Source organism: Fibrobacterota bacterium, assembly GCA_019509785.1.
GTDB lineage: Bacteria > Fibrobacterota > Fibrobacteria > UBA11236 > UBA11236 > Chersky-265.
This window is the reverse complement of sequence record JAEKLQ010000077.1, coordinates 1-24,393: the sequence shown is the minus strand read 5'-3', so window position 1 is coordinate 24,393 and position 24,393 is coordinate 1. Positions and strand designations below refer to the sequence as shown.

At 58.3% G+C, this 24,393-nt stretch carries 21 protein-coding genes; 12 read left to right on the top strand and 9 right to left on the bottom strand.

Translation table 11 applies throughout. The features are described from left to right. The 3 genes from JF616_21045 to JF616_21035 all read left to right on the top strand — a co-directional run. The coding region (locus tag JF616_21045) for a hypothetical protein (protein MBW8890249.1) at positions 1 to 384 on the top strand (384 nt) is incomplete at its 5' end. Between the two features lies 1 nt (position 385). Next, positions 386 to 1,645, top strand: a complete 1,260-nt coding sequence (locus JF616_21040) for a fibrobacter succinogenes major paralogous domain-containing protein (protein ID MBW8890248.1) — start codon at positions 386 to 388, stop codon at positions 1,643 to 1,645. A gap of 478 nt (positions 1,646 to 2,123) precedes the next feature. Then, complete coding sequence (locus tag JF616_21035; GenBank protein ID MBW8890247.1) at positions 2,124 to 2,981, top strand: hypothetical protein; 858 nt, start codon at positions 2,124 to 2,126, stop codon at positions 2,979 to 2,981. Positions 2,982 to 3,274: 293 nt separating this feature from the next. On the opposite strand, the gene JF616_21030 is transcribed toward JF616_21035, so the two are convergent. Beyond that, on the bottom strand, positions 3,275 to 3,460 hold the full coding sequence (locus JF616_21030; protein ID MBW8890246.1) for a hypothetical protein: 186 nt from the start codon (positions 3,458 to 3,460) through the stop codon (positions 3,275 to 3,277). Between the two features lie 489 nt (positions 3,461 to 3,949). Next, positions 3,950 to 4,648 (bottom strand): glutathione peroxidase, encoded by a 699-nt coding sequence (locus JF616_21025; GenBank protein MBW8890245.1) that lies wholly within the window; start codon positions 4,646 to 4,648, stop codon positions 3,950 to 3,952. 139 nt (positions 4,649 to 4,787) lie between these two features. Between JF616_21025 and JF616_21020 the strand changes: the two genes are divergently transcribed. From JF616_21020 to JF616_20985, 8 genes are all read left to right on the top strand, one after another. Beyond that, the gene (locus tag JF616_21020) at positions 4,788 to 5,306 is read left to right on the top strand and encodes a MarR family transcriptional regulator (protein ID MBW8890244.1); all 519 of its coding nucleotides are present in this window, start codon (positions 4,788 to 4,790) and stop codon (positions 5,304 to 5,306) included. Positions 5,307 to 5,575: 269 nt separating this feature from the next. After that, positions 5,576 to 6,478 (top strand): hypothetical protein, encoded by a 903-nt coding sequence (locus JF616_21015; GenBank protein MBW8890243.1) that lies wholly within the window; start codon positions 5,576 to 5,578, stop codon positions 6,476 to 6,478. A gap of 263 nt (positions 6,479 to 6,741) precedes the next feature. Then, positions 6,742 to 10,875, top strand: coding sequence for a hypothetical protein (locus tag JF616_21010; protein ID MBW8890242.1), 4,134 nt, complete (start codon positions 6,742 to 6,744; stop codon positions 10,873 to 10,875). A gap of 8 nt (positions 10,876 to 10,883) precedes the next feature. Then, on the top strand, positions 10,884 to 11,681 hold the full coding sequence (locus tag JF616_21005; GenBank protein MBW8890241.1) for a hypothetical protein: 798 nt from the start codon (positions 10,884 to 10,886) through the stop codon (positions 11,679 to 11,681). A 154-nt stretch (positions 11,682 to 11,835) separates the two neighbouring features. Then, positions 11,836 to 12,867: a TIGR02147 family protein gene (locus JF616_21000; GenBank protein MBW8890240.1), complete on the top strand. Its 1,032-nt coding sequence runs from the start codon at positions 11,836 to 11,838 to the stop codon at positions 12,865 to 12,867. A 196-nt stretch (positions 12,868 to 13,063) separates the two neighbouring features. Next, entirely contained in the window at positions 13,064 to 13,912 is an 849-nt protein-coding gene (locus JF616_20995) for a hypothetical protein (protein ID MBW8890239.1), read from the top strand. Positions 13,913 to 13,987: 75 nt separating this feature from the next. Next, complete coding sequence (locus JF616_20990) at positions 13,988 to 14,617, top strand: hypothetical protein (protein MBW8890238.1); 630 nt, start codon at positions 13,988 to 13,990, stop codon at positions 14,615 to 14,617. Between the two features lie 1,167 nt (positions 14,618 to 15,784). Then, on the top strand, positions 15,785 to 17,056 hold the full coding sequence (locus JF616_20985; GenBank protein MBW8890237.1) for a hypothetical protein: 1,272 nt from the start codon (positions 15,785 to 15,787) through the stop codon (positions 17,054 to 17,056). A gap of 205 nt (positions 17,057 to 17,261) precedes the next feature. Here JF616_20985 and JF616_20980 read toward each other — a convergent pair whose 3' ends face one another. Then, complete coding sequence (locus JF616_20980) at positions 17,262 to 17,507, bottom strand: hypothetical protein (GenBank protein ID MBW8890236.1); 246 nt, start codon at positions 17,505 to 17,507, stop codon at positions 17,262 to 17,264. 254 nt (positions 17,508 to 17,761) lie between these two features. On the opposite strand from JF616_20980, the gene JF616_20975 reads away from it, so the two are divergent. Then, the gene (locus JF616_20975; GenBank protein MBW8890235.1) at positions 17,762 to 18,028 is read left to right on the top strand and encodes a hypothetical protein; all 267 of its coding nucleotides are present in this window, start codon (positions 17,762 to 17,764) and stop codon (positions 18,026 to 18,028) included. A gap of 369 nt (positions 18,029 to 18,397) precedes the next feature. On the opposite strand, the gene JF616_20970 is transcribed toward JF616_20975, so the two are convergent. From JF616_20970 to JF616_20945, 6 genes are all read right to left on the bottom strand, one after another. Then, entirely contained in the window at positions 18,398 to 19,282 is an 885-nt protein-coding gene (locus tag JF616_20970) for a hypothetical protein (protein MBW8890234.1), read from the bottom strand. Between the two features lie 583 nt (positions 19,283 to 19,865). Beyond that, positions 19,866 to 22,034 (bottom strand): hypothetical protein, encoded by a 2,169-nt coding sequence (locus JF616_20965; protein MBW8890233.1) that lies wholly within the window; start codon positions 22,032 to 22,034, stop codon positions 19,866 to 19,868. Then, the gene (locus tag JF616_20960; protein ID MBW8890232.1) at positions 22,024 to 22,176 is read right to left on the bottom strand and encodes a hypothetical protein; all 153 of its coding nucleotides are present in this window, start codon (positions 22,174 to 22,176) and stop codon (positions 22,024 to 22,026) included. Before JF616_20960 ends, JF616_20965 begins: the two co-directional genes overlap by 11 nt. Before the next feature lie 411 nt (positions 22,177 to 22,587). After that, positions 22,588 to 23,532 (bottom strand): T9SS type A sorting domain-containing protein, encoded by a 945-nt coding sequence (locus JF616_20955; protein ID MBW8890231.1) that lies wholly within the window; start codon positions 23,530 to 23,532, stop codon positions 22,588 to 22,590. Continuing rightward, positions 23,484 to 24,206: a hypothetical protein gene (locus tag JF616_20950; GenBank protein MBW8890230.1), complete on the bottom strand. Its 723-nt coding sequence runs from the start codon at positions 24,204 to 24,206 to the stop codon at positions 23,484 to 23,486. The genes JF616_20955 and JF616_20950 overlap by 49 nt, the downstream gene beginning before the upstream one ends. Positions 24,207 to 24,238: 32 nt before the next feature. Further along, positions 24,239 to 24,393, bottom strand: a 155-nt coding sequence (locus tag JF616_20945; GenBank protein ID MBW8890229.1) for a hypothetical protein, incomplete at its 5' end; no start/stop codon positions are given.

Here is a 24,393-nt window from a genome sequence, read left to right as displayed (position 1 = left end):
CATGTACCCACAGATGCGGATTGGGATACGTTGGAGGCCTATCTTATAGCCGGCGGATACAATTACGACGGTACCACGGGCGAAAACAAGATCGCGAAATCCCTGGCGGCCAACACGGATTGGCTTCCGAGCGCGGACTCGGGAGCGATCGGCAACGATACGCTGGCCAATAATGCCACAGGCTTTTCAGGCAAGCCGAATGGGTATTGCGATTATGCAGGCGAAACCTACTATCGAAATTGGTATGCCTTCTGGTGGACCTCCACCAAGCAGGATTCGAATTTCGTGAAGATACGTGGCCTCTATTACCATAAAAACGGCATGGAAAGCAGTGCTTTTACCAAGGTTTACGGACTATCGGTACGGTTGGTGCGGGATAACTAGAATGACGATCCCGGCGCTTTTGGCGTTGGCCGCATCATGTTGGGCGCAATCCATAAACATTACCGGGAAAGTAAGCGACAAAGAAGGACGGGGCATCGAGGACGTGATGGTTCGGCTTGGGAAAGCCAACCTTGCGACCCGGACGGGCTTGGACGGGAGCTTCACGCTGGCCGGATCCGGGACTGATTTCCCTTTTCTCCTCAAGGATAACCGGCTGGTTTTAAACGTGGAAAAATCCGTGGCGGTCCGGGTGGAGGCGCTGGATATCGATGGAGCCGTTGTCGTAGCGCACGGCCAAGTCGTATCACCAGAAGAACGTTCTATATCGCTGCCTCGTTTTTCCGACGGCATGCACATCCATCGCATCACGATCAAAGACAAGGAATACTCGTTCACGGACCGATCCGGCCTGATCCCACATCGCGGTACGGATTCATCCGGGAAAGGGGGCTCGCCGGTAAAGGAGGCGGGAGCAGGCGCGAGGATCGATGACGCCCTTATCTTCAGCAAAGCGGGATACCTGCTCTATCGCCTGCCGATGTCGAGCCCGGATACCTCCGCCATAAGGATTACCATGGCTCCGTTAATGACCGGAACTATAAGGGACGTCGACGGGAATTCGTATCGGACCGTCCGGTTCGGCCATCAGGAGTGGACCATCGAAAATCTGAAAACGACGAAGTACGACGACGGGACGCCGATTACCAATGTGCCTGATAGCGCCTCTTGGCTGAATATATACTTGACCGGTTCGTCAACGCCGGCCTACGGGATATACGGAGGCGGTTCTCCCCGAAAGGCGAAATACGGTTTGTTCTACAACTGGTATGCCGTCCATACCGGTAAACTGGCCCCCAAAGGCTGGCGCGTACCCACCGATGCGGATTGGGATACATTGCAGAACTACCTGATCGCGGGCGGATACAACTATGATGGAACAACGAAGGGTAATCGGATCGCCAAGTCGATGGCGACAGAAGGGGATTGGTGTTCTTCCACGCTGGAGGGGGCGATCGGAAACGACCAGAGTAAAAACAATACGAGCGGATTTTCAGCCCTTCCCGGCGGGCTTCGCCATTGGGGCGGCAGTTATTACAGCCTTTTCGAAGAGCAAATCCTTACTTACTTGTGGAGTTCCACGGAATACGATTCCGTCCGGGCATGGCACCGCTATCTCGACTGCAACAAGAGTTTTTTCGACAGGCTCTTCCACCACAAGAACACGGGCTTCCCGGTCCGCGTCGTTCGGGACGTAAACTGACTCCGATTACAAGTACTTCAGGGGCGGATAGGGAGACAGACCGGGCCACGCCAACCGTCTGGATTTCGGCCATGGACGCATGTTTGGCCTGCTTCAAAATGAGATCGAATTTCGAGTTGCGCTTTGTATTTCGCCACCTCCTGCAATGCCTCGGGGACGGAGTCATCATTCTCCAGGTGTAAGGCTCGTCGCTAAGGCGCGAGATGGGTTATTTAAGGCGCGCATAGTAATCAATTGTACCTGGACCAGACGACCAGAAGTGCTTCGATTCGATTTTCCGGTTTTTTTGACCGCGTGGCCGTAACCAGAGCCGAATTCCATCCATCACCCTTCGCATATCGGGAGAGTATCCTGGGTAGGTTTTCTCCCCGCGAGAGCACAAGCATTCCCTTTCAAGGACTCTTAGAATATGCGTATTCAAGTCGACTACAAAATTTTAACCACCATTGTCTGTTGCCTCATGGGCCGATCCCAAAGCATGATCTACGAACCGTTCGATAACTGCGTAGAATCCGCCAAGGTCGATTCAACGCAGGAATGGACCGTGGTTATGGATCCGGACATGGCACCCACGCCTCCGCCCTATCGCAGCCTTTATACGGCCACCTATCATCCAGGTACGTGTATGCTGGCCAAGGACTTCTACCTAGGCTACTGGATGGACAAGCCCAATATCGGGACCTATACCTTGCGCCCAGGAACCAAGACCACCGACTATGTCGGAGATTTCAGCGACGGGACCCAGAGCAAAGGGACGAATTACTATACGGCCGGGACGGCAATGCCGGGAACTCGAGGGATGGACAGCAGCGATGCCATAGAAACCGTGACGGATGAAATGGGCAATAAGGTGACGTGGACGACCCGGACCTCCAGCCTGGCAAAACCCGGATACGAATTGCTCCAGGTCCGGCACCGCGAGGGGACCGGACCTTGGACCCTGACCGAACAGGATTCCGTGGTGATGAACGGCGCGGGCAAGGTCATTTACTCCACGGGCGACGTGATCGCGGTGACCACCTGCGTCTCGACGGGAAAGACTTATACCTGCACGCCCGTAGTAACCAAGTCCCAAGACGCACAGTTTACTAAAGCCTATTATTTGACCGGCGGACGCGTAGACTCGCTCCAGTACATCAATAAAAATGGCGTCCATATCATGACTGAAAAATGGTTCTGGTCGAGCAGGTCCGGCTCCCGCATAGCCGGGAAAGCCGGGGTCTCTTCGCTCCGGATGGCCAACCCGGGAACCTCCTTTGATGTAACCGGACGCAAGGTCTCGAATCCGGACCGCGCACAACTCCGGTTCAAATTGATAGGGGCCCGGAAGAATTGAATCGATAGGATGGCCGTTGGAGGGGGCCCGCAATCGCGGGTTCGCGCCGCACCGTTGGATTGCTTTACGGGTGGCGCAGCCCTTATCTCCAATGGCCGTTCAAGCCTCGGGTGGATCGGGTTTGGATTTCCTATCGAACCCTGAATATGAAAAGCCTCCGAGATTCCCCGGAGGCTTTTAAAACAGAGGCTTGGCCAGAAGGCCGGGCCATCCGGTTACCGAAGACGGGACGTCGCGAGCCCGAGAGTCGGGAGCGGACCTTTGTTCCCGCAATCGTTGCCGCTGCGGTCCATCTACTTGTGAGCGCGGTGGTTCTTATGCGGCTTAGGCGCAGGCTTAACAACCTTCGAGCCGCCAACGACGCCGGTGACCACCGTCTGCAACCCAAAGCCAGCAGCGGCATCGGAAGGGGACAGGGCGACGGCGGCGACCATGGCGCCGGCCAGGGACAAGGTCGAAAGGGTCTTGGAGAGAGTCATAATATTTCATTTGGAAAGTAGTGTTTTTCGATTCTTATGAATGCCATGGAGACCCCAAGGCTACTCACTTTGCAAGCATTCGGAGTGAATGATTCTGCTAAAATATGAGTCACGACATCCGTGAATCGGTTACTCATTTTACCTCCCCAAAGGATACTCTCTGCGTCACATTTTGTTTCCGGTGGGTGGATTCGAATCCCTCCATTCCATGACCAGGCTGTATAAAACCGATAATACCAGCAGGGTGAGCGCGGTGCTTGAAACCAAACCGCCGATGACGTCGGAATACAGCAACGCCGCCACGCCGCCGAGAACGGCGACTGGACAGCTTGTCCCACGGGAAGTGGTTACAACTGCGCTCCAGCACCAATGCCGAGCGGCTCACGGTCGCGGAAATCGCATTTTTCCTGCGGACCCGCCATCAGGTGCGGGGTTTGCGTATTCAGTTGGCCGGCGGCCGGGTGTTTTGAATTTATTATCCCCCGCCCACTAGCTGACCGGTTCGGCTGCAACCGCGCGCGAGGGGTCGGGTTTGGCCAGCTCGGTCCGGATGGCTTCGAGCAGGGCCGGATCGTCGGGGGCCACGTCGGGCGCGAACCGAGTTACCACGCGGCCATTCCTGCCGATTAGAAACTTCTCGAAGTTCCAAGATATCTCGCCATCGGCTCCCAGCAGCCCCTTTTGGGCCAGCTTGGGCATGAGGGTGCCGTCGGGCTTGGGCCAAGCTTTGCGCACCGCGGCGGTAAGCCGCTGGTACAGCGGATGGATGTCCGGGCCCTTCACCGATATCTTGGCGAAAACGGGGAAGGTGACTCCGTAGCTGACGCGGCAGAACTCCTGGATCCCCGCGGCTCCCGACGGGAAGCTGCTCGTTGCGACGCTGAATCCGTAGCTGAAGCGGCCGAACTCCCGGGTCTCGGTGTCGGTACCCGCTTCCTGGGACCCGAATTCGTTGGCTGGGAAACCCAACACCGAGAAGCCTTCTCTTTGCAAGCTTTCATGGAGGCGCTCCAACTGATCGTACTGGGGCGTGAGGCCGCACTTAGAGGCTACGTTCACGACCAGGAGCACTTGACCGCGGTATTCGCCCAAAGAGGTTTTGCGGCCGTCGGCGGTCAGGAAAGGGATACCGACTATCGGGGCGGATGCGGGAGATGGAAGATTTGATTTCGGGTTGGACGCGATCATGATGTTCTCCTTTTACCTGGATTTAATATATCGCACAATATAATTGTATACAATTTAATTGTTGATAATTTATTTGATACCCATTTAATAGGACCCTTTTCGTAATTTAGGGGAGGCGGCCCGATAATGGAGAGGATGCATGACGAATCCGAAGCGAAGCAATAAAATCCGCGAAAAGGCGGCTCCCACGGTCGCCTTGGATGCCAAGGCCTGCGAGGCGCTGCGGCTGGGTAACCAAGTCTGCTTCGCGTTGTACTCGGCCTCGCGTTTCATGACCCAGGCATATCAGCCTTTGCTGGGCCCCTTGGACCTGACCTACCCCCAATACCTGGCCCTGCTCGTGCTCTGGGAAGAGGACGACTTGGGGGTTTCGGAACTCGGCCGTCGCCTGATGCTGGATTCAGGAACGCTCTCGCCTCTGCTCAAGAAGCTGGAGGCCAAGGGCTGGCTGCGCCGGGAACGGAGCGTAGACGACGAGCGCAGCGTGCGCCTACGCCTGACCGCGGCCGGCCGCGAACTGCAGCGGCGCGCTGCGGACGTGCCTGCGACGATGGTCTGCCGATCGGGCTGGGAGATCGCGCGGATAGTGAAACTGCGGCGGGAGCTGGAGGAATTGACTGCCGCACTGCGGGCCGCGACTTCAGACCCGGCCGACTAAGACTCTACGCCGGATCCATCTACGCCAGCGGCTAATCGAGGCCAAAACCCCGGCGTAACCAGATTTACCCGGACCGGACTACCGGAAGGATTTCGATTCGATTATTTGCGGATTCTTTCGAACGAGACTGTAATCGAAGCCGCATTCCATGGAACACCCGGGCGTATCGAGGGAGGGGCTTAGGTAAGTTTATCCGCGTGGACCCGGACCGCATCCCGAAGAAACGGCAGCCCTACTAACCCATTGCGAAGGGTAACAGGAATGCGCATATGAAAATTGACTTCAAGATTTTGACCACCCTAGTCGGCTGCCTACAGGGCCTTACCCAAGGCATGATTTTCGATCCGTTCGATCACTGCCTCAAATCCGCCCAGGTCGATTCCATCCTGGTCTTGGGCTGGGAGGCGAGTCCGGGCATGGAACCCACGTCTCCGCCGTATCGCAGCTTCTATACGGCCGCCTATCAGCCGGGCACCTGCATGTTGGCCAAGGAAACCTGGTTAGACTTCGAGATGAAAGGGCCCAATATCGGGACCTATACCTTGCGCCCGAGAACCAGGACCGTCGACGTTGTCGCTGTCTCCGCTGATGGGTCCCAGATGACCGGGACGAACTACTATACGGCCGAGGGAAAGATCGACAGCACCGAATACTACGAAACCGTGGAGGACGAGACGGGCAAGAGCGTAATACAGACGACACGTTCCCGCAGCCTTGCCAAACCAGGATACGATTTGGTCCAGGTCCTGGTGCGCAAGGGGACCAGACCCTGGACTCTGGTCCAGCAGGATTCCATTGTGCCGAATGGCATGGGCAAGATCATTTTCTCCAAAGGCGAGACGAACGCGGTGACTACCTGCGTCTCTGATTGGAAAACCTATGCCTGCACGCCCGTGGGGACAAGTTCCTCGGAGGAACTCCATAAGCAGGTCTGGTATTTGACCGGCGATCGCGTGGACTCGCTCCGCTGGTTCAGTCTCGAAGGCGTCCATTTCGAGACCAACATATGGTTCTGGTCGGCGAGGTCCAACACCCGTGCAATCAGGAAAAGCAACGTCTCTTCGCCACGGATGGCCAAACCCGGAACCGCCTACGACATGGCCGGCCGCAGGTTGACGGCATCGAACCGCGCCCATCCCCGATTCCTAAAAGCGGCGGCCCGGAAGAATTGAATCGAAAAGACGGCCGGTGAAAGCCTCCATCCATCCGGGTCCGTGGCATCGGGTCATCGCCCCATGGTTACACACATCGGGGAAGCAATCATCACGCTACCCATACGCGTTTTCGCGAAGCCCTATAAAATCGGGCTTTTTCTCCGGCCAAAGCCAGGTCCCACGCCGGGTTTTTTACTTCCGCCTTCCGTCCGATGGTTACGGGGTCCCGCCTTATATTTTTCAACATGCCGATACGCCAATTCTCCAGCCGCCGTGCAGCCGTGCGTAACCGCTTTGGCGCGAGCCTGATCGCGGCGGCCTGCGCCATGGGCGCATCGCCGAGTTTGGGTGACAACTACATCGTCGATGGCTCCTCCCGGTTAGGGTTGGATGCTTTGTCCTCCTCGCTTCCGGCCACCGGGGTCCAGCACGTGCGCTTCACCGGAGAAGGATATCGGAATCCGGGCACCTTGTCCCTCACGAACAACGGCTGCGATTCCCTGGTGTTCGAGCGGATGTCCCCCTCCGATACGGCGGCGCTGCGCATCCCATGGATCCTGTTGCGGATCCAAGGACAGCGGGGAGTCGTCGTCCTCCGCGGCCTGGCCCTTAAGCTCGAGGGGTCCGGCGCGCTCTTCGACTCCGCCATGAGCGGGAACAATGAGCTCATCCTCGACAGGTGCACCTTGCAGGGGGACGCGGCGGGTCCTGCCAAGGCCCTCGCTTGGGGCGGGACTGGGAAGGTCTCCCTCGTGAATTGCATGTTCACGAACATGGGGGCAGCGGCGATCAGTTCCGAGATCAGCATCTCCATCGTCAATTCCATGTTCGTCTCCACCGGGCCCATCGCGCTGACGGAGAACTCGCCCAGCGGCGGCATGGCCCTGTTCAACAACCTGTTCAACCTCCCCGAGGTCTTGACGGTCAGGATGGGGGGTCGCATGGAGATGTGGTACAATACCTTTAACCGAACCCAGTTCGACCTGGACGGCGGGACCACCGCCTCTTTATCCATCCACAACAATTACTTCGCAAATCCGCCCGCCCGCAACAACGTGCCCCAAGTGGGTACGGCCCGGTACCCGCTCGTGATAAAGCCCGGAACCTATCGGCCGGAAAATTCCATCGCCGTGGAAAACGTCCGTTACTCCGCTTGGGACGGATTCGAAAACCCCAACTCCGGTCTCCTGTTCCAACCCGGTAACGCGGCCATTTCTCCGGCACTGGACTCCGGCGTTGCGTGGGATTGGCGCATCCCCGGCGATGCCGCGCACGGAGCGTGGAACGGCGATCTGCCTTTGCCCGCCTTCAACCTGTTCCCGCGGGATACCAGCCTGGATTTGCCCATCGCCGGCGGTCGCGCGATCGTGGCGCCCTCTCCTTTTCCACGCTTGCTCAGCTTTTCCCTCAAGACGAATCCCTTTCCTTACTCCGCTAACCTTCCCGATTCGGTGCGGCCCTGGTTCCGCAACGACACCCTCTTGGTCATGAATGGCAATGCCGCCGTGGTCAGCCTGACCCTCCCGAACCGGGACGATGGCATTCCGCTCCTTTTCGCGCGTGCGGATTCGGGTTACCTCCCGGGCCCTGCCGGACCGCGCGGGAGCACGCTTTACCGGAATGCCCTGGCGGGGGCCCGGGAACTCCTTCCCGCCTTGAGCGGCCAGAACACTTTCCGCGGGAAGGATATCGCTTCGCCCGATCCCCTGCTTCCCGGACTCTCCTTGGTTTTCTCCTCGGTGAACCGGGCGGGCATGACCGCTTTCGGCCCATCCCAGCTCCTGCCCGCCGACCGGAAATGGAGAATGCCCCAGTACCAGGGACGGGAAATCGCCTTCACGGCCTCGACCACGGCGGAAGGCGAGGGGACCGTCCGCTTCGGGATCCCGAATGCCGGCATGACCGTTTTCAGGAAGGACTCCCTGTACTTCTGGCGAGGCGGCGATCGCTTCCTGCCCGTGAAGGACTCGGCCGAGGGATACTGGGGCGCAGTGCCGTACCCGCTCGGGAGATTTGAAGCCATGCTGGTGGAACGCATGACCTTCGGTCCGGGGGCCGATAGCCTGATCCTTCCCCATGCCCGCATTTTCTCGCGTAGCGCTGCCGGACATCAGCTCGCGGTGGATTCCAGTAGCCGGGTCACCGCGCAAGACGATCCGTCCATGGGCGCCTTCGGGGCCGCACTGAAATTTTCCTGGCCCGGCCGGCTCCCCGGAGACAGCCTATCGGTGCAGTTCCCGTTATCAGATTCCTTGCAGCGGATCTGGATGATGAGAGGGCGCGTAATCATCCGTTTGCCCCAGCTGCCGGGCGATCCCGGTTGGCTGCGCGTCTCCATAGGGATCGAGGATAGCAACCAGCTGTTTTTCGTCGCCCGCCAGTTCCGTATCCCGGGAGGCCAAATGGTCAATCTGGCCCACGGGTCCGATTCCGTCCTGGGCCTTTTCTCCGCGAAGCCCGGGGACTTGGCGCTCGACTCCAGATTCCGCCCTGCCGATCTCGATACCACGCGCCTTACCATCCTAGCCGCGCGGCGCATCTTGATGGACAGCCTGGTGCCGCAGAGCCCCTATACGCTTTGCCTGGATGCGAAGGCTCCCCAGAGCAAAGACCTGGTGCGGGCGCTGGTTTCCGTTAATGGGATCTGGGAGGCCGCGTCATTCACGGAAAGCGGAGGACGGTATTCGATAATCGTTCCCCCGTCTGCGATCGCCGCGCTGTTGGTGGAATTCCCGACGCCCGCCGACTGGGCCCCAGCCCAGCCGGCGGCTGCGGCCGCAATAGCCTTCCGAGGCGATTCCCTCGTCTTCATGCCCGGCCTGACCTCGGCGGAGCGCGCGACGCTGCCCCGATTCCGCGCCGATCTCCTCTCTCTCGGGTCCACCGGCGCTCTCCGTATGGAATCGAGCAGCCTGGTTCCGGTCGAGTCCACCCTGCGCGTGGCCCTGGCCCCGGACCGGCTCTATGCCTATCGCGTCATCTATGAATCCCCGCTCGATCGATTCTCTCCGGATCAGCATTGGATTCCCCTTTCCGGCAAACAACCTTCTCTGGAGGCCATCGAGGCCCGCCTCGCGACCCGCCACGCGAAGTTCCGTCATCTCATCGGATTTCCGTTCGACGGCGCGACGATGGGGGCGAACGTCATGGCGGGGATGGATGGCGGGGCGGGGGAGATCCTCGCGCTGGACACCCTCATTTCCGGCAAATGGGTCGGACTGCTGCCCACCGGACAGACGCGCCTGCAACGCGGGAAGGGATATCTGCTGGCCGCCGGCAAGCCTTTCCGTCCGAAGGCGCAGGGAGCCGCGTTCTCCGGATTGAAGCCGGATACCCTCCGCTTCGACCGGCCCGGCTGGCATCTCATCGCCAACCCGCTGCCTTTCCCCTTTCCCCGTACCGCGTTGGGGATTCCCGATTCCACCGCGCTCTCCTTCCCGCGGGCCTTACGGCGCCTGGATACGGCGGCCGGAAGCCGGGCGGTCTATGACTGGCCGGTGCCGGATACCTTGCAGCCTTTCGAAGGCTACCTTCTCTACGCCTTCAAGCCCACCTACCTGGCCTTCGATCCGTATGCCGCGGCCGCTCGCGACGGGATGGGCGCGGCCTCGGGCGAGCCTTTCCCACCGATCGCGGCCGCAAAGACGGCTGCTAAGACGGCGGCGCCGGGGTTTGCGCCCCCGGCTCCCGCGCCCGATGCCCTGCGGATGACCCTGTCGGGCCCGGGCGGATCCCAAAGCGCCGTCTTCTACCGGTCCGGGCCGTTCTTGCAGACGCCGTATATGCGGCCTATCTCCGATGCGGGACTCGCTTTGGAATTCAGGGCCGGCGACGGGACGGGTTGGGCTTTCCGCAAGGTCGCGCGAACGGACAGCCTGCGTATCCCGCTCGAGATCGTCGCCCCGGAAGCGGGGACCTATGCCTTGGACCTTTCCGGCGTTGACCCGGCTGCGGACGCGTCCGGCAGGTCCGGTGCGCTCCTGGACCTGGGGAACGGAAAGGTTTACCCAGCGGCGGAAATGGACGCATTGCCCCTGGCGGCCGGCCCGCAATCGTTCGTCCTCCTGTATGGGAAGGCAGTCTCCCCCGGCATCGCCTCCTTCTCGGGCAGCCTGCCCGCCGAATTCGCATTGGACCAGAACGCGCCGAATCCCTTCCGCGGGACGACGCGAATCCGGTTCCGGGTGCCCGGCGGCCTGAGCGGACCCCTGCGGGGCCGGTTCCAGGTGAGGTCCCTCGACGGACGCGTGGTCGAGTCCCGCGAACTGGGCGCCATCACCGTGGGCGAGCATGAGCTGGTGGCGGGCGATGCCGGCTGGCCATCGGGAGTCTATGTGTACGAAGTGCGGTTGGAATCGGAAAAAGGGGCACAGGTCATGCGAAAGAAGATGGTGTGCGGATCGGCGGGCAGATGAGGACGCCCATGAGCGCATGGGCGGGATTGGCGCTGGCGCTTTCCGCCATCGGCGCCCACGGCGCGGGGAAATGCCAAGGCGACAGCGCCGGCTTTCGCATCATGCCCCCGCTGATCGGCCGGTCCGCTCCGACCGCATGGGTTCCCTACAACATGCCTTGCGACAGTATGATCGTCCCTCGCGGCCAAACGACCCTTATATGTGGTTCATCGGTCCTGAATTTCGCATCCGGACCCGGCGGGAAAATCGTGGTCAGAGGCAAGCTCATGGTCGATGGGAATCCGGGAGATCCGCCTTATCTCGTGGCTTCCATCGCCGCCGACGTGGTCGGCTTCGCCCCCGACGAGAGGCCCTGGATGGGAATCCAGGCGGATAGGGGCGCTATCCTGCGCATCAGCCATGCGCGCTTCTACAATGCGTCCACCCCCGTCCTCCTGTCCACCCGGGAACTGGTCCTGAACAATTGCTACTACAAACGGACTTGGTTCCCGACGCGGCCGAATACCAGGGTCGCCGTGGATACCATGGGGCAGAGCGTCTCCCCCCAGGACTTCTGGGACGGCCGGCTGGCCTTTTACGCCGCGGGATCGGATCAGGCCGACGAGGGCGGGTCTCCGGAACGGGAGTCCCGTATCGGCCGGGCGGGGAAATGGCTGGTGGGAGGCGCCGCCGGGGTTCTGGCGATTTCCGCCGGGGCGGCGTGGTGGTTTCTGCATACGGATGCGAAACCGCACGCGCCCGCCACGGTTACCGTCGGTTTGGACGCGGCCCCCGAGCTGCCGCAACCGGGACCTGCGGGACCTTGAGAGCGATGAATTGAGGATCAACTTTTGGAACTATTAGCAGAGTTTTAGCCGCACCGGAAAATATGGGCCTCCAGCCGCCTCAGCCCGGGGATTATACTTTATCAACACTCCGAATTATGATGAATGTCTTTCCAGTTTCCTGGTATTTTCGATAATGGCTGAAACCGAAGCTGAAGCCGCGACTCCAGCCCCCGTACAACAGGCCGATGCAGTATCCGAGCCCAACATCTACCAGTACCTGGACTACCGCGCATTTATCAAGGATCGCTTCCGCTGGATGCAATCGCGGGACCCGAGCTTCTCACAGCGCAAGCTGGCCCGGGTGGCGGGTTTCGCCAATCCGGGCTTCTTCAACGAAGTGATCAAGGGCCGCCGGAAGCTCAGTTCGGCAGCCATCGGGCGCATGGGCGAGGGCCTTTCCCTGGATGGGAACGGAGTCGAATTCTTGCGTGTGCTGGTGGCGCTAACGGATGCCAAGGATACGGAAGAAAAAAAGGCGGCCATGCGGAAGCTCGAGTTCCGCCGCAACCGGAGCTTCTTCCGCCGTCTCAATCAGAGCCAATCCAAGTATTACCTCGACCTTAACTACCCTCTGGTGCGCGCCGCCATCGGAGTCTGCGACTTCCGCGGCGATTACCAGGTGTTGGGGGACTTCCTCCGCCCGCCCATGACCGCGGCCTCGATCAAACGTTACGTGCGCGATCTCTGCGAGTGGGAATTGGTCGCGCAAGACCGCGAAGGACGCTACTGCGTGACGCATTCCTTCCTCGAGCCTCCGGAAGAGATGAAGGACGCCCTGGTCCGCTTGCAGCAAGCCTGGCTTACCCAATCCGTCCATCTCCTGAGTACCATGCCGGCATCCGAACGCCATGTGTCTTCGGCCTTGCTCACGGTAAGCGAAGGCACGTACCAGGCCATCCTCGAGCGGGTGGAGAAGATGCGGGAGGAGCTTCTCGAGCTCGTTCGCGCCGATCAATCCTCCGAAAGGGTCGTGCAGTTCAACATACAGGTGTTCCCGCGCAGCGGCGGCAAGCGCAACCGGACCCTTCCGCCGGATATGGCCAAGGGCGGGGCAGCGGTCGCCTCGCCGACGGATCCCCGTTTATCCGCGGCCGCCCTAAGTCTAAAACCGTGCCCATTGGCGGCCCATCCGAATCAGGCGCGCATCCCCGATAGTGGGGCGTAACCATGTTCCTTTGGCAGGGGTGGAGAGTGAGCCGGGCTGGAATTCCGGTTTCCGGGCGATTTCGCCAGGAAGGTGTAACCATAGCGCCAAATACCGGTATTTTCGGTATCAAGGCTCGCTTCGGCCCATATATTATCCGGTAACATTTCCTCGGCTTTTCTAGACAAGAGATAAAACCAGGGTACGCATCAAACCGATGAAAAACCTCGCTCTCTTGCTGTCCTGCCTAGCCGCTATCCTATTAGCCGGTTGCTTTACCACATCGGAAAGGACTTCGGACGACAAGAGCCGGTCCGCGGAAAACAATGGCGGAGGCTGGGATGATTTCCCCAACAAATACGGACAGACATTGCAGGACATGAACTCCGAAGTCCGCCAACTTCCGTTGCCCCTCAGCACGGCCTATGGCTCCCTTCTCCCCGCCACACAAACGGCTTCGAAGGTCGCCGCCTCGGCCGGGCCATGCGCGGGTGATTCCACGCTGTTCCAGTATAAGAGCCCGGTACGCGACTTTTATGTCAATGACACCATCACCTATTACGACAGCAATGGCGTCGCCCATTGCGCGCTCCCGGAGGAAAGCCAGTCGGGGAAAAGGAATACGCGTCGCATTGTGGAGTCCGGGGTAGGCGAAGCCTGGGAGACCGCCGTGGACTCGATTTCGGATCAGGACGTCTTGCCGCGCCACACCATCCACAGCACCGGTCTTATACGCCTGGAATCCGGACGGGAAATCATCATCCAAAGCTACGATTGTACTCTCCTGACCCCGATCGGCGCGGAGGATGTGGTCGTGATGAGCGCGAGCATGAAGCTGCTTTACAAGGACGACTATGTCATCCACTTCGATCTGGCCAAGCCGCATCCTTATAGGGCACCTGATTTCTACCCGTTCGAAGGACCTCCTGATCAGAGTCTTATCATGAGCGGGCCCATCACCCACCCACGGGTCGGGAGCGGCGTTGATACCATCGGGTATGTCGATCTCTTCGGCGACCGCACCATCCGTATCCGCGATTGGACCGGAGCCCCCGTCGGGCCGTGATTTCCGGGCTCTGATCCCCGAGTAAACGGCTGCTCATAACAACTATCGGAGTTACCTATGGTTAAGGGGAATACAATGAATCGACTCGCCGGCTGCGGGGTTGGAAAACACGGGATGATGATTCTTGTTGCTGCGCTGGGTTTGGCCGCTGTTTCCGGCTTCGCGCAATCGAGAGTCGACTACGACTTCCAGAAGAAATACTATACGGCAGGAATAGGTGATGTGTTCAAAGTGGAGGTAAGCCTCAAAAACACCGCCTATTGGCTGCTCAACGATTCCCTGAAATCGGACAAACCCATCGCCTGCGACACAACCGAGCAGGATTGCTCGCCCGCATCCTTCCGCCTGGTTGAAGTCATCGATACCGCCAAGACCGATGCGTTCTTCAAGGGGCACAAGCTTATGGAATACCCCTATTTGAATATTCTGGAATACCCCGATTTGAGACACTTCGTCTCCAAACCGCCCTATTACGCCAGCAAGTATGTGGTGTACATCACCGCGTTGGAAATGTACTACTTCCTCAATGACACCCTGGTGGTTCGGATGGTGGACTTGGAACCGGGGCTGAAGACGGTAGCGTCCCTGGGACGCGGCAAGACCCGCGCTCATGGGTATCGACCCTTCGCCGATTATCGGACGGGGGAATGGCTGCTGGGGCGGAATACCGGTCCGCGTCCCGATGCCTTTTCAAGCCTTCCCTGATGCGTTAAGCGGGGGATAGGCGCAAGCCATCTTCCACTTTACCATCGCCAAGATCACGTCTGGCAGTTTGCCGGGCAATCTCCATGCCCTGATCATCCCCTGTCTATCGCCGCTGAAAAGCCCGGATCGGCCGCCGTCATTTACGCGTCCTCGCGAACATTTGGATTATGGTAGGAGATGGATTGATCGAGACGCGCATCCGTAACCGGATGTACCCGGTCCGGACTACCGGAAAGGTATCCGCTCCATATTCCGGTTTTTTCTTTGAACAAGTCCGTAACCAAAGCCGTATTCCATCCCGCATCGATGCGTAGCGGGGCGGTTACCTAGATAGGTTTATCCGCGCGGACCGAAAGAAATTCCCGAAGGAACCGAAGCCCTATCATCCCTTGTCGAGGACTCATAGAATATGCGTATGCCAATGGAACGATTTACAATGGGGCCGCCGTGGGATCGGTCGATAGCGTCGAAACCAATGAACCCATGGTGGACGAGGACGGCCAACCCGTGGGGGACACGGCGGGCAAGCAGATGATTCGGACGACCTTTACCCGCCTCCTTCCCCAACCCGCGTGGACTCGGCCCGCTGGTTCAATCCCAAAGGCCTCTATTCCACGACGAACAAATGGTTCTGGTCGAGCAGGTCCGGCAACCGCATAGTCAAGAAAGCCCTAGGCTCTTCGGCCCGGATGGCAAACCCTGGAACCGCCTTTGACGCGGCCGGCCGCAGGATCCCGGAATCGGACCGCGTCCTACGCCGATTCATAAACGCAGGGCGATCCACAGGGAATCCTGAAATCCGGAATTTATTGCCGTAACCAAAGTCCCTTTAAAGAAGGACGGTCTCCTTTTTTTTGCGTTCGGGCTGCGCAATATTGCCGTCTCCACGTAACCATCCTGCGGCGAAGGCTGCTTGCCATCGTCTTCTTACTCAGGAATACAGACATATTTGGACGGCACGCCCAATGGCGGTCGCGGCCGCGCAGAAGCATACGACAAAAATTTCGACTCGCAAATAATCCAATCCACAAAATATTACGGGAATATTTCAAAATGAAGTCCAAAATCAGAATGACGGTAACCTTTCTCGCGGTTTCATTTCTTGCGGTTCTGATGATTGGCTGCGTTACGGATGATTATGGATCTCCGAAAAGCAAATCCAAACACTTGCTCTTCGTAGCCCATCAGGGTTCGCTCACATCGTACGACATCGCCACGGGAGAACAGCAGGCGGGGGAGATCGCCGACGTGACCGACCCGAACGATATGCAAGCCTTGAGTAATGGGGTGCTGCTCGTAAATCTCACCAGCCGGAACGAAGTGCTTGTTGTAGACGGCAAGGCGATGTTGCCGATCAAGCGCATTCCTTCCTTCCTACCCGGGGGAACCGCCATCCGTCCCGTGCATTCCTACATAACGCCCCGATACAACGGCAAACAGTACTGGATGACTTTAAACGATGGGAAAGTCGTCGGGAATTCCGCCACCCTCAACTCCGCGCTATTCATCGATATCAGCACCCCCTCGGACACGGCCTCCATCAAGGCGGTAGGCGAAGCGGCCATCGGCATTAGCCACCACATGGCGTGTTTCAGCAGAAGCCAGCATCGTGCGGTGATTAGCAATTTCAGCGACACGGCCAAGGTTTTGGGTGTGTACGATTACTCGAATCCCGCCCAAGTGACCGAGTTGAAAGCGTGGTCGGCCGGCGAGTTGGGCATCAAAGGACCTGCGCAGCCCCATGGCTGCGGCACATCCAAGCTGAATGGGCATGGCTACTGCAATGCCACCGGTCCCGGCAACATCATTTCCGTGGATATCGACGCAGGTACGCCGACGGCCCGGGTTCTGAAAACCAAGGGTTCGGGCGGAGGTTACACCCTGCCGCATCCGTTGGGCCGTTACATCTATACCCTGCAGAATTCTCCGCGCGAAGGGGATACGACGCGGCCGGGATCGGCCTGCCAAGTCGGGCAGGTCGTGGTCATCGACGCGCAGACCGACTCGGTAGTGAATGAAGTGGCGGTTAAATACGATGGTCCCGGATGTACCCGCTCTATCCTCGGCACGGAGGCCGCCACGGCGGACGGGCAATATATCTCCATCAGCGGCAATAAAATGTACGTGCAAATGGGAACCGCGCGCGGCGATAGCACCGGTTCCGCGGCGAAGCATGCGGTACTCGACATCAGTAATCCCGCCAACCCCGTGCAAACCGCGTCGCTGGATATCGGAAAAAGCTCCCTATTCCACGGCGAGTCCATGAGCGGTGATAATAAGCTTTTCTTCGTAGCCAATAATCTGGATGGGACCGTCACTCAAATCAATGCAGCCGCAGGAACGGTGGCCAAAACCTTGACCGTACGGCCGAAACCCAGGACCGTAGCGACCTGGGGAGAGGATGAAGGCCCGTCCCACGCTTACGGGCCTTTGGAATAGACTGAATAGGCCATTAGGCCGCTCTCACAAAGGCGGCATGGACGCGAAGGTCGCCGTCCTTCACGGAGCGCTAGCAACCCGAACCGATGGAGCTTGGAAAGTGGCATAGGGTAGGTGGGGGAGCGGGTTGTGATAAACCCCCGGGGGTTCCCGGGGGTCTTTTGCTCATTGGCTTATCCAAGGAGAGAGGCCATGGCCTGGATTCTTAGCCGCGGCACCGTTGGATTTTGAGGCAAGGGCGAATTTTGGGGGGGGGATTGGCAGGGGTGCCGACACGGCAATTATTGGACGTTCCGCCACGCACGGAACAAGGAATGTTGTTGTGCTTGAGGGCGCCATTGCTGATGAACCCGGAGTTCCCCGCATGCGAGGAGGCGGGGGCGATCATGACGGCGCCGCCAATAATGGCGAACGCGAGGGTAAGGGCGGAAAGGGATTTTGCGATATTCATGTTATTATCCTTTATTTATGATTTTACTACTGTAGAACCGAAGCGTCTCGAGGTGAGCCTCGGCGCGGATTCGGGCATGGGCACCGGAACAGCAGGCCATGCAGGGGATTGAGTCAGGACCGCTCCCGGAATCGTTACAAATCCACCCGATAATTCGAATGAGGTTTTTCGGTATCCTTACGAGTAATAAAAATGGACGTGGGAACATTCGCGAGAGGAGGCAACGCCTGCCGCAACCGTTCATGAATCTTAAGATGCTCCTGCCGTTCGGGACCTTCGCGGCCAAGACCGTGGCCGGATCGGATCTCGCTCGCCTCCGGGAGGCGGTGGAAGGGGAATGTAAGACGCGGACCCTTTCACTGACCGGGTCGGCGCCAAGGCGGACCGGATTCTACTTCGTTTCCGCCCACCATTGGGAACTTACTATGGCCTGTCTGGTCGGCTTCATTTCGGCGCGCATGGCCGTGCACCAAGTCATGAATGAAGCCGTGGAGAACCGCGACCATCGTCTATTTTGGTAAAAAGTCGTGGGTTCGAGTTCCGCCATCCCGACCAACTAGGAAACACCCAATCGGGTCAATTGACCATCTTTATTGGTGATTTGAACGCCGTTCTGGATCCAATAATCGCCGGCCTAGAGCTGGTCGCAATCGCCCACCGCGGCCGTGCAGGGTTTTCCGCCGTTCTTCAGGTTCCAATGGATCTTGAGCTGGTTCTCGATGCCGGGAGGCCATTCCGGTCCGCCTGAGCTTGCCGTGATCGGGCGACCTCCCGAGGAAGAGCGTTTGGGGTAGGGAGCCTGCCATGGGCAGGTCCTGCCCCGAGCGGCCTTGCGGCCCGCCTCTACCGCCCCAGGTCAATCGGGGTACCGGGGCGGCGCCTAGCGGTAATTAGGTCCCGGTCCAGACGTCTCCGCTGGCGGTAACCAGCCAAGGGTCGCCGTTATTATCCACGGAAACCCGGCTTCCGCCTCCATTCGTCAGTTTCCAACCGCCATTGGAATCGATCAAGTGGTACAACTTCTTATCCGCGGTTCCGTTATAGGATTCGGTGCTCAAGACGAAAACGACGCCGCCCGCGCCGATCCCGATATCGACCCCGGAAAGCCCGGGTACCTGGGTGAATGTGTTGCTGGTGGGATTTTTCCTCCAGATCTGTCCGGCGCTATTGATGACCCATGGATTGCCTCCGGCATCCACGTCGATGCGCACTCCTCCTCCGGTGACGTGGGGGTCCCAGGTAGCGGTGGTGGGGTTCCATCTGCTGATTTGGTAATCGGAAGAACCGATCAGGTTGTCCTCGATACGCCAAACCGACCCATCGCCGCCGATGCCGATATCCCGGCCTCGATCGCGGTAAATCCAGCTTGAGCCGTCGAATTGGTAGATCTCGTTGTGGTTGTTGACTATCCAGGGCTTCTTATCGGGCCCGACGTCGATCCCTACACCTGCGATGTTGGGGTTGTTGGTGTTACTCTGGAAATAGTTCGAGCCCGGCCCGGGCCAATACCATAACGGAGCACCTAAGTACATGCTCTGGCCGCCCTCCATCCATACGCCCTGGGACTCCCGGGGTCCGCATCCGATGTCCTTCGCCGGGCTGCCGCCCGTGACGCGGTACCAGCCGTAATTTTCGGTTCCCGATACGATGTACGCGGCGGTTGCCGCAGGTTTCGAACCGGGTTCGGAGACGGGATCCTGGGCGAGGCAACCGCCAAGCAAAAGACCGGCTCCGGCAGCGAGGCCGACCGACGAAATCCTCTTTACGATATTCATGCATTCTCTCCTATGATGCGCCGGTATACCCGGCATACCGGGCATACGCAAACCGCATGCCTCCGCGTCTTCCTCCCGAAAGGGACAGAAAGGCCAACCGGGGGCGGAAAATAGTCCTGATTCCGGGATTCCCATCCACGATCCGGGACTACCATATAAGTTGGTATCGATTGGCGCTCCGCCATCGTTCCGGGTTTCGGGATTGATTTCCCGCCGCTTGCCTATTCGATGCCGCCTGTCGCGGCGCCGGGCTTCATTCCATCCCTACATTGCTCACACGTTTACTTGATCGGCCGAAAAGCCTGCCCGACGATTTACGTCCTGTCCTCTAGCCAGCCCTAGGTTTCCGGATGAACTCGGGGAATAAAGCATTCTTCATGCGCGGCGAAATCGGGGCCGGACTTCATATGCGAAGTCCGTTGATTCAATCTTGGCGCGAGGCCCATGAGAAGGCGGGGGAGGGGGGCGCTTGAGCAGGCGGGTGTTTCTCCAGGTCCATTTCCTCAGTGGAAAGGGGTCGTAGATTTCTGCACCCCATATTAATGAAATGCAGAAATCGCAGGTTAGAAATCAGACATCCGGATCAGTAGCCGGCGCTATAGCTCCAAACGTCTCCCGACCGCATGGTAACAAGCGGGCTCTGGTAGAGCAAGGTCGAACCATCGGTGTCGTAAACTGAAAATCGACCCGTTTCCACGCTATTACCGGCCGCGAGGATCATGCGGACTCGATCCGGGCCGTACCCGTATTCCACGTCACCCCATCTAACGCCACTTGAATTCTCGAAAATAACCTTTTTCTGCAACCAGCGGGCGAAGATGCGCTCATTCAACAAATCATTAGTTGGGGCAGCCCCGTAGAGGACTCCGAAAATCCGTTGACCATCCTGTACCCAACCGGCAGTGGTGAAATAGTTGTCATTAAACCCGTTCCCAAAACTAGTGAATAGAGTTTGCAATGGAGGAAAAGTAGATAGGCTCATGCTAACGGTGGCAGATATCCTATTATTAGGATATGGGAATAGGCCCATGTAATAAGTATTACCGCCGTAGGAAAAGGGTTTAAAATCAGTCATCGCGCTACCGGCGGTACTAAGGGGGTCTCCTACGTAAGTATAATTGATGAAATCAGTGCTGGTCGCGTGATGGATGCCGTCGAATCTCGGGTTATCGATGAAATAAAGATGCCATGTCCCATTTGGTTCTCGGTATATGGTGTTCCCTCCGTTTACATCGGCAGCAATCCAATTTGAATATCCACTCATATTGAGAAGGTAGCTCCAGCTACCTGCAGCGGGCGTCCAATTGACGCCATCCAGCGAGGTTGCATAGCCAGGCTTATTTATATTCGAACCATTTGGAAGGGTTGTGTAAACCATGCGCCAATCGGTTGATGAAACCTTGAATACGCATTCATTGTTCGCGTGTTGAAAGGTTCCATTGGAAATGATTGTCGAATGGAGGTTGCTAATGTTCATGAAATTATCGTTGGTTGTCGTCATGGAAACGCGATCATTTGGAAGAGTACCGGGAGCAGGACTTTCGCCATCCCAACCGCCGAAATAGATATTCCAACTTGAACCGCTTTTATTGACCGCAAAAGGCGCATAGATGTTTCGATAAGTTCCCGAACTTGGAGATACAATTACCCCGCGTTCGTCAAAATTCCAGTTATTTATTTGATTCGGGCGATTAATGCTTTGGGAACCGACATTTTGGATTTCGTTTCTTGCCGTGATTCCATTATTGCCTGTGAACTTAAACTGGTCGAATGCCGCATTGTAACCGGCCTTGGCCTCCGCCAATTGGAAAACGTAATTCCCGACATCGTCGCGACCCAATCCATCCGCCACGATATGGATTCCGTTAGTGGAGACGGTGCCCTTTAGCGGCAAAATAATCCAATCGTCGCGGAGCGGAGTCGGAAAGTTAGTGTATGTATTAGCTGTAATCCATTGCGATCCGGACTGGTAAGAGACGGTGAAACTGGTAGGGAAAGAAAGCGTAGTGCCATTTCCGAATCGAGGCCTCAACTTTATATAGTTAACCTTTTGTAAGCCAGACCACCAATACGAGATCCATTCGGTGGTGAGCGGGGTGGTGTGAACGTTACTGCTCCACATTGTTGCGAGGTTATTGTCCTTCAAATTAGTCGGAGGCCAAATCCCGGTTAAAGCCCCGACACTTGTTACAGGGTATTCGACCCCATTTAAATCCGGATCATATCCCGCTTTGGCGTCCGCTAGCTGAAAGACATAGTTGCCGGCCATGTCATCGCCCAGAACATTCGCCGTTATCATGATTCCATTGGCATTTACGGTATTCGGAAGCGTCAACGTCACCCATTGGGATGTCGGTCTCTGGAAATGTGTAAATCCGCGTGCCGAATGCCATGCCGAACCATCGGACCACGAAACCGTAAATTCTATTGGAAAGCCCAATGCGTTACCATTAATAAGCCGTGTAGCCAGTTTAACGTAATTAATCGATTGGAAGGTAGAGTGGGAATTACTGAACCATAGGGCAAGCCACTCGGGAGACTGAGCCACCGAATGGGTATTACTACTCCACACGGTATACATGTTGTTATCGTAGGTGGTGGCAGGAAGCCAATTTGATGAATATGTAGTAGATGCCGCCGCGTCGGAAAAACTGTAGTCCGTGGGCGCCGCTTGTGAAATGCCACTGCCCCCCATTAGAAGGAACCACACAGTTAAATTATTAGAAATATTTTTAATCCGATTAGATAGCATCCAATCCTCCCGTGATTCGAATGACCGAAATCACCTCGACATAGCCCTCTGCACTCGCGGGATCCTGGGTGAGGCAACCGCCAAGCAAAAGCCCGGCTCCGGAAGCGAGGCCGACCGACGAAATCCTCTTTACGATATTCATGCATTCTCTCCTATGATGGGCCGGTATCCGGCATTCCGGGCATATGCAAACCGCATGCCTCCGCGTCATCCTCCCTAAAGGGACGGAAAGGCCAACCGGGGCGGAGAACGGTCCTGTTTCCGGGATTTCCATCCCCGATCCGGGACAGCCATATAAGTTGGTATCGATTGCGCGAGCGTGTCGGCCGCCCGGGCGGGCAGAACGGCAAGGCGTTAAGATTGGGTTTCGGATCGGCTTCAGGAGCGCTTTGGTGAACGGACGTAGCCCCCGTAAGCAATGCCTTCCGGCAGGAAGCTGGCTAGGGAGTCACCCATGCCCGCCGCGGCCCGTGCCGGGAAGCCGGCCCGAAAGGGCCGGCCGCCGCCCCGATCAGGGCGGCCAAGAGCAGAAAAGCGGCCGGGTTCGCCAAGCCTACTTTCCGGCGCAGAGAACCTGGGACGAAACCGCTCCCTGGGGGCCACGCACCCGGGCTAGGTACAAGCCCGAACCGTAGGCGCTGCGGGAAAGGAATTCCGATGCGCCCGAAAGGGTCGCGGTTTCGAGCAAGCGGCCGTTCAGATCGAGGATCTCCAGGGAATGGACGCCGGCATCTTGGATGGCGATGGACCAGCGGCCGCCGGCAGCGGAACGAGCGGAGAAGCGCGGAGCCGCCAGGGGACGGGAGCCCGCGCGGACTTCCGTAGTGGGCACGACCGGATCGGTTCCGGGGCCGAAGGCGTTCTGGGTATACCAGGCTTCGGTTCCGACGATGGCATCGCCGTTCGCGGCCGCGATGTTGCTGAGCTTCAGGTAGACCACGTTCTTTACCTTCATCCCGTCGATTTCCAGCGTCACCTTCTTCTTATCCGCGCTCAAGGTGGCCGTTTTGACGCTCAGGTTCGTGACGGGAGCTTGCTTGCCTTTGCCATAATCCAAAACCGGGGTGTAGTTCCATTGCTGGACCTTGTAATTGGCCGGCATACCGGCGGCATCGCCGGCGGGCTCGGTGAATTCGATTTCCAGCTTGCCCGATCCCAGGGAGCGGACCGCGAACATGTCGAAGAACGCCTTCCCGTTGGGAGCCAGGCGCTGCAGCCCGTAATTCTTGCCCGACCAGGCCCAGCCGCTCCATTCCTCGGTGCCGAGCTCGCCCACGTAAAAGGCTCCGTCGGGGCCGGTCATGATGCGGTTGGCCGCCGCATCGAGGCTGCCCGAGAAGCGGAAGATGGCTCCCTGCCATTCGCCGGCCACCTTTTCCAGGGAGTAACGCTGCAAGGTTCCCATGTTATTGTCGCCGGCGACCATTTGTCCTTTGAACGGGCCCGAAGTCATGTAGACGGGTTGGGTGGGCGAGATGGAGATTGCTCCGTCGTCCATCCAGATGGCGGGAGGGGTTTCCGGCTGGCTGTCGAACGGACCGGGGCCGGGGTTGGACTTATGCACCCCGTAGAAATGGCCCTGCAGGATGTGCAGGAGCTTGGAAGAAGGAACCCAGTTTCCCTGGTTCTGACGACGCAACCACGTTCATTGGTCTGTTTCGCGTCCAGGGTCCAATTGGTGGCTAAACCCGCGTAAAAGGCGCTGTCCTTGTAGACCAAGCCCAAGGCGAATTCCAGGTTCTGGGCATTCGACTCGATGACGAAACCGCTCCCCACCTTGACGATGTTGTCGGCCGAATCGTTCTTGTCGGCATCGGGCAGGTAGGAAAGTCCGTCCTTTTGCATGACGTAGATCTTGTCGTCCACCACCTTCACGCCCAGGACTTCGTTCAGGCCGGTCCCCTTGTAGAAGGTCTTGTAGGTGACCTTGGAGGCGTCTCCCGACGTGAAGCCGGAGATCAGGTAGATTTCGCTACGTCCCTTGCCGAAGCCGTCCCAGGTCGTCAGGACCATGCGTCCGTCGGACAGGAAGTCTATGCCGCTCACCATCGGGTTGAAATTCGCCGGGCGCAGGGAGGTCAGAGTGAATCCCGGATGGACCGGCTGTGTCGTCTGGGCCCAGAGCTGGGTGGCTGCCAGGAGCGGCAACCCGAATCGGATGATGGTTTTCATGCGTGCCTCCTTGGGATATTCATGTCCGCTCCTCAAGGCCATTTGATCAGGCGGGAGCCGGGTTTCAGGTTTTCATAAGACAGTTTTACGAAGTCATCGGCGAGGCCCGCGTGGACGGCCCAGAATTCGTCCAGCGATCCCTGGAAATATTCTCCGCTGCCGGCGGGGGCCCAGGCCGAAAGCTGTC